This window comes from Starkeya sp. ORNL1 (assembly GCF_012971745.1).
Lineage (GTDB): Bacteria > Pseudomonadota > Alphaproteobacteria > Rhizobiales > Xanthobacteraceae > Ancylobacter.
In genome coordinates this window covers 6,279,858-6,286,188 of sequence record NZ_CP048834.1, presented here as the reverse complement: position 1 = coordinate 6,286,188, position 6,331 = coordinate 6,279,858, and the positions used below count along the sequence as shown (strand labels likewise).

Below are 6,331 nucleotides of genomic sequence, written 5' to 3'. Positions count from 1 at the left end.
AGATCGGCACAAGGCGCGCCGCCCGCAATCCCCGCTTTCCACAGGGCACGCCGAGCGGCACCCGACTCAGGGCCCGCCCTCGACGAAGGCGCGGAACAGCGCTGCCGCCAGGACGCCGAGCGCCATGGAAAGCAGCGATCTGCGGATGAGGAACATGGCCGCAAGCGAGACGCCGACCGCAACGAAGGCGGCACTTCCGCCCCGCACCACAGCCGGCACCAGCAGCGCGACCAGCACCGATCCGGCGAGATAGCGCAGGAAGGCCTCGACCCGCGCGGTCATCGGCATGAAGCCCATGAACCAGATGCCGCCGGCACGCGTGGCGTAGGTGACGAGGGTCATCGCCGCGATGACCAGGAGCGCGTTCCCGGTGTTCACGATGGCGTCCCGCGCCGGAGCCGGCGCTCATGCTGGATCAGGCCGGCGACGCCGCCCGCAAAGCCACCCACCAGCACATGCCAGTTCGGCGGCAGCCACCACACCGCCGCGATCGAGGCGATGCCGGCGACGAGCCAGGGCAGGTCGTCGAGCCGGCCGCGCCGGAGCCCGAGCAGGGTGCAGGCGAAGAACACCACGAACACCATGTCGAGCCCGTAGCGCTGGATATCGGCGAGCGTGAAGCCGCCAAACGCCGCGCCGACAAGGGTGCCACTGGTCCAGGATACCCAGAGCAGCACCCCGCCGCCGAACATATGACCGAAATCCCGCTCGCCCTTGCCATGGGCGGCAATAGAGAGCGCCCAGTTGGTGTCGCTGAGCATGGTCATCGCGACATAGCGCTTCCACCGCGGCAATCCACGGCACCAGGAATAGAGCGAGGCGCCGAGCAGCAGATGCCGTGCATTGACGGCAAAGGTCGCGAGCAGCAGCGGTACCCACGGCACCGGCGTCTGCCAGAGATCCAGCACCGCGAATTGCGCGGCGCCGGCAAACACCGTGGCGCTCATCAGCCAGGCGAGCCAGGGATCGAGGCCGATATTGCGGGCGGTGAGGCCGAAGGCTGCGGCGAAGACGAAGATCGAGATGGAGATCGGCATCATCTCGCGGAACCCGCGGGCGATACCCGCGGGCGTGAAGGTGGCGGCCGCGGGATGGGCCGGCTGATCGTGAGGCGATGTCATCGCGGCGCGGGCTTCGTTGTTTTCGCCCTTTGCGGTCAGCCCGCGGTCAGCAACGCCTTCACCGTGCCACTGGCCTTGCCGAAGTCCATCACCCCGGTATAGCGCTCCTTCAGCGCGGCCATGGTGCGGCCCATGTCCTTCAGGCCATGGGCGCCGATCTCCGCGATCACCGCGGCCACCGCCGCCTGCGCCTCGGCCTCGCTCATCTGCTTTGGCAGGAAGCCCTGGATGACGACGATCTCGTCGCGCTCCTGGGTGGAGAGGTCGGCACGGCCGGCCTCCTCATAGACCTTCGCCGATTCCTCGCGCTGCTTGATCATCTTGGCCAGCAGCCCGAATATCTCGTCGTCGGCGAGCGGGTCACGGCCATGGCCGCGGGCCTCGATGTCGCGATCCTTGATCGCGGCATTGATGAGACGCAGCGTCCCGAGTTTCAGCTTGTCGCCGGCCTTCATGGCGTCCTTGAGGGACGCATTGATCGAATCGCGTAACACGTTGATCTCTCATCGTTCGGCGGCTGGTCGCGCGCAGGCTCCCGCCTTGCCGCGCCGCCGCTCCTGTTGGTATCACCCCCGGCCGCCCTCAAATCCCCGGCGGCATCCGCACGTCCTTTATGTCCCTGCCCCTTCGGGCCGTGCAGGACAGATGCGCAACCTAGGCGCTGGCATCGGACGCGGCGAACGTTTAATTAGGCCACGCATGACGCAGGAACAAGATCAGATGAGCGGCGACGCCAATAACGACGTGTGGGCCGAGCCCCTCCCGACCGCCCTCCTCGTGCTGGCCGATGGCACGGTGCTGGAAGGCTTCGGCCTGGGCAGCGAAGGCAGCGCGGTGGGCGAGGTGTGCTTCAACACGGCGATGACCGGCTATCAGGAGATCCTCACCGATCCCTCCTATGCCGGGCAGATCATCACCTTCACCTTCCCCCATATCGGCAATGTCGGCACCAATGAGGAGGACATCGAGACCGTCTCGATGGCCGGCGCCTCCGGCGTGCGCGGCGTGGTGCTGCATTCCGCGATCACCGATCCCTCCAACTATCGCGCGACTCGCCATTTCGACCAGTGGCTGAAGGCGCGCGGCATTGTCGGCATTGCCGGGCTCGACACCCGGGCGCTGACCGCCCTGATCCGCGAGAAGGGCATGCCCAATGCGGTGATCGCCTATGCCGAGGACGGCGTGTTCGACCTGCCGGCGCTCAAGCAGCAGGCGGCGGAGTGGCCCGGCCTCGTCGGCATGGACCTGGTGCCGATGGTCACCAGCGCCCAGCGCTTCAGCTGGGACGAGACCCCCTGGCAGTGGCCGGACGGTTATGGCCGCCAGGACACCCCGGTGCACCACGTCGTCGCCATCGACTACGGCATCAAGCGCAATATCCTGCGCCTGCTCGCCCGGGCGGGGTGCAAGGTGACGGTGGTACCCGCCACCACCTCCGCCGAGGACGTGCTCGCCTTGAGCCCGGACGGCGTGTTCCTCTCCAACGGCCCCGGCGACCCGGCGGCGACCGGGGAATATGCGGTGCCGGTGATCCGCGAGATCATCGCGCGCGGCGTGCCGACCTTCGGCATCTGCCTCGGCCACCAGATGATCGGCCTCGCGGTCGGTGGGCGCACCATGAAGATGCACCAGGGTCATCATGGCGCGAACCATCCGGTGAAGGACATGACCACCGGCAAGGTCGAGATCACCTCGATGAATCACGGCTTCGCAGTCGACCGCGACAGCCTGCCGGCCAATGCCGCCGAGACCCATGTCTCGCTGTTCGACGGCTCCAATGCCGGCATCCAGCTCACCGATAAGCCGGTGTTCTCGGTGCAGTACCACCCGGAAGCCAGCCCCGGCCCGCAGGACAGCCACTATCTGTTCGACCGCTTCATCGCGATGATCGCGAAGAACAAGAGCGAGGCGGCCTAGCGCCCCGAACAACGATCCCGCTCGACACGGTAATGCGAGCGGGATTGCCTGCCTCCAAATGAGAACATATAGTGAACATTCGGGAGGATGGCGTGGAAGAAACGCTTGTCACCAAGCTGCGAATACTGGCTGACGCCGCCAAATATGACGCCTCCTGCGCCTCGTCCGGGGCGACGCCGCGCAAGGCGGCCCCCGGTGGCATCGGCTCGACCACGCCGAGCGGCATCTGCCATTCCTACACGCCGGACGGGCGCTGCGTGTCGCTGCTGAAAATCCTGCTGACCAATTACTGCCTGTTCGACTGCTCCTATTGCATCAACCGGCGCTCTTCGAACGTACGGCGGGCACGCTTCGGCGTGGACGAGGTGGTGCAGCTCACGCTCGACTTCTACAAGCGCAACTACATCGAAGGCCTGTTCCTCTCCTCCGGCGTCATCCGCTCGCCCGACTACACGATGGAGCAGATGATGCTGGTGGCGAAGACGCTGCGGCAGGCGCATGGCTTTGCCGGCTACATCCATCTGAAGGCGATCCCCGAGGCCAGTCCCTGGCTCATCGAGCAGGCCGGGCTCTGGGCCGATCGGCTGTCGGTCAATATCGAGCTCGCCTCGGATGCCAGCCTGAAGCGCCTGGCGCCGGAAAAGGACGCACCCGCCATCAAGGCCACGATGGGCCAGATGCATGAGCGCATCGCGGAGGCGCGCGAGGAACGCCGTATCTTCGCTCCGGCCGGCCAGAGCACGCAGATGATCGTCGGCGCCGACGAGACCACCGACGAGGCGGTGCTCACCACCAGCGCCTCGCTCTATTCCGGCTACGGCCTGAGGCGGGTCTATTATTCAGCCTTCAGCCCGATCCCGGAGGCGAGCCGCGCGCTGCCGGTGAAGCCGGCGCCGCTGCGCCGCGAGAACCGGCTGTACCAGGCCGACTGGCTGCTGCGCTATTACGGCTTCACGGTCGAGGAGATCAGTGCGGGCGGCAAGGACGGCATGCTCGATCTCGACATCGACCCGAAGCTTGCCTGGGCCTTGAAGAACCGCGATCGCTTCCCGGTCGACGTCAACACCGCCGAGCGCGAATTGCTGCTGCGCGTGCCGGGGCTTGGCAGCCGGGCGGTCGACAAGATCGTCGCCGCCCGTCGGCATACGCGCTTGCGGCTCGACGATATTGCACGGTTGAGCGCGGGCCTGCGGCGTGCGCGGCCGTTTCTCATCACGCCGGACCACCATCCGCTGCGGCTCACCGACCGGCTCGATCTCCGCGAGCGGCTGACCCGACCGTCCCAGCAATTGAGTCTTTTCCCATGACCCATCGCATTGAGCTGAAGGCGGGAGCGGATCCCGACGGCTTCCGGCACGCGGTGCGCGCGCTGGTCGCGCAGGATGCGATGCCCGAAAACGTCGTATGGGCGACACAGGACACGCCGGACTTGTTCGGCGCGGCGCCCCTTGGAGAAGCGCCGCCCGTCGCGCTGCCGCGGGCTGTGGGGGAGTTGGCGGAGCTTGTGGTCTGCCATCGCGAACCCGAGCGTTATGCCCTGCTCTACACACTGATCTGGCGGATCATCCATGGCGAGCGCGCGCTTCTGGAGGTGCAGAGCGACCCGCTGGTGCATCGCCTGGCGATGATGGCAAAGGCGGTCGGCCGCGACCTGCACAAGATGCACGCCTTCGTGCGTTTTCGCCGTGCCGAGACTGACGACGGCGAGCGATTCATCGCCTGGTTCGAACCGGACCATTTCATCGTGGAGGCAACGGCCGGCTTCTTCGTCGACCGCTTCCCCGGCATGAAATGGTCGATCCTGACGCCGGTGGGCTCTCTGCACTGGAACGGCGAAGAGCTGGCCGTCGGCCCGCCCGCGGAACGCAGCGGCGCGCCCGACAGCGACGGCGTCGAGCGGGGCTGGCTCGGCTATTACGAGAGCGCCTTCAACCCTGCCCGTGCCAACCCGACGGCGATGCGCGCGGAGATGCCGAGGAAATACTGGCACAACATGCCGGAGACGCAGGCGATCCCGGCATTGCTCCAAACCGCCCCTTCCCGCGTTAGGGACATGCTGGAGCAAGAGGCCGCCATGCCGATCAAGCGCAATCCCGACAAGGCTGTCGCGGCCATGTCGGATCAGGATCCGAAGACTCTCGCCGAGCTCAACCGCAGCATCGCCGCGGCTGGCCCGCTGGTGCCGGGCGCCACGCAGGCCGTGTTCGGCGAAGGCCCGGTCGGCGCGAGCATCGCCTTTGTCGGTGAACAGCCGGGCGACCAGGAAGACCTGCAAGGCCGCCCCTTCGTCGGCCCGGCCGGCCAGTTGTTCGACCGCGCCCTGCAGGAGGCCGGCATCGACCGCTCGCGCGTCTATGTCACCAATGCGGTGAAGCACTTCAAATTCGAGCTGCGCGGCAAGAAGCGCATCCACCAGAAGCCGACCGCCGGCGAGGTGAAGCATTATCGCTGGTGGCTCGACAAGGAACTGGCGCTGGTACATCCCCGCCTGATCGTCGCGCTCGGCGCCACCGCCGTCCAGGCGCTTGCGGGCAAGGCCCTGCCGATCACCCGATCCCGCGGGCCGGCGGGGTTCGAGGGCCGGCCGGGCTTCATCACCGTGCATCCCTCCTATCTGCTGCGCCTGCCGGACGAGGCGGCGAAGCGCCAGGCCTATGCCGATTTCGTTAGTGATCTCAGGCAGATAGAGGCGATGGTCGGGAAGCTGGCGGCGTGACGTCCGCCTCTGCTACGGAACCGATGATCGCCGTCGAGGCTTCTGCTGCTGTGATGCTGCAGGAAAGGAACGACATGCCGGAGCCCGAGACACTGAGATTCGACCCTTCCGGCGGCGTTCCCAACAATCCAGATCTGCCAGTCCTGCTCTACCGGGCAGTGCTTTTGGCTGAGCCATCGACGTTCGAAGCGCTGATCGACAGGAATGGCTGGGAATGTCGCTGGCGCAACGGCATCTTCGATTTCCACCACTTCCACTCCACGGCACATGAGACGCTCGCGGTCGTGCGCGGCGACGCGACCGTGTTGCTCGGCGGCGAGGGCGGCGAGGAGATCGACCTTGCCCCGGGCGATATCGTGATCCTGCCCGCCGGCACCGGTCACAAGCGAATCATGTCCAGCCCTGGTCTTCTCATCGTCGGGGCCTATCCGCCGGGCCAGGATTACGAGATCGAAAAGCCTTCCGCCACCGGTCTCCACGAGGCCGTCACCCGCATCAAAGCGGTGCCGCTGCCCGTATCCGACCCGGTAACGGGGCCGGAAGGTGCCCTCACCCGTCTTTGGATGAAATGAGGCTG

Annotated in this window: 7 protein-coding genes; 4 read left to right on the top strand and 3 right to left on the bottom strand. The window is 66.7% G+C overall.

What is annotated here, in order from left to right; all coding sequences use genetic code 11:
* Positions 1-66: 66 nt before the first annotated feature.
* Genes G3545_RS29450 through G3545_RS29440 form a run of 3 tightly spaced genes read right to left on the bottom strand, consistent with a single transcriptional unit; the run spans position 67 to position 1,615 of the window.
* Complete coding sequence (locus tag G3545_RS29450) at positions 67-378, bottom strand: AzlD domain-containing protein (protein ID WP_170017822.1); 312 nt, start codon at positions 376-378, stop codon at positions 67-69.
* Positions 375-1,121, bottom strand: coding sequence for an AzlC family ABC transporter permease (locus G3545_RS29445; protein ID WP_170017821.1), 747 nt, complete (start codon positions 1,119-1,121; stop codon positions 375-377). The genes G3545_RS29450 and G3545_RS29445 overlap by 4 nt, the downstream gene beginning before the upstream one ends.
* Positions 1,122-1,156: 35 nt before the next feature.
* The gene (locus tag G3545_RS29440; RefSeq protein ID WP_170017820.1) at positions 1,157-1,615 is read right to left on the bottom strand and encodes a GatB/YqeY domain-containing protein; all 459 of its coding nucleotides are present in this window, start codon (positions 1,613-1,615) and stop codon (positions 1,157-1,159) included.
* A gap of 226 nt (positions 1,616-1,841) precedes the next feature.
* Here G3545_RS29440 and carA point away from each other — a divergent pair, with 226 nt between their 5' ends.
* The 4 genes from carA to G3545_RS29420 all read left to right on the top strand — a co-directional run bounded on the left by carA (position 1,842) and on the right by G3545_RS29420 (position 6,326).
* The gene (gene carA / locus G3545_RS29435; protein WP_170017819.1) at positions 1,842-3,038 is read left to right on the top strand and encodes a glutamine-hydrolyzing carbamoyl-phosphate synthase small subunit; all 1,197 of its coding nucleotides are present in this window, start codon (positions 1,842-1,844) and stop codon (positions 3,036-3,038) included.
* A gap of 92 nt (positions 3,039-3,130) precedes the next feature.
* Positions 3,131-4,345: a putative DNA modification/repair radical SAM protein gene (locus G3545_RS29430; RefSeq protein ID WP_170017818.1), complete on the top strand. Its 1,215-nt coding sequence runs from the start codon at positions 3,131-3,133 to the stop codon at positions 4,343-4,345.
* Positions 4,342-5,754, top strand: a complete 1,413-nt coding sequence (locus G3545_RS29425) for a UdgX family uracil-DNA binding protein (protein ID WP_170017817.1) — start codon at positions 4,342-4,344, stop codon at positions 5,752-5,754. Before G3545_RS29430 ends, G3545_RS29425 begins: the two co-directional genes overlap by 4 nt.
* Before the next feature lie 23 nt (positions 5,755-5,777).
* Positions 5,778-6,326: a cupin domain-containing protein gene (locus G3545_RS29420; protein WP_246702622.1), complete on the top strand. Its 549-nt coding sequence runs from the start codon at positions 5,778-5,780 to the stop codon at positions 6,324-6,326.
* Positions 6,327-6,331: the final 5 nt, after the last annotated feature.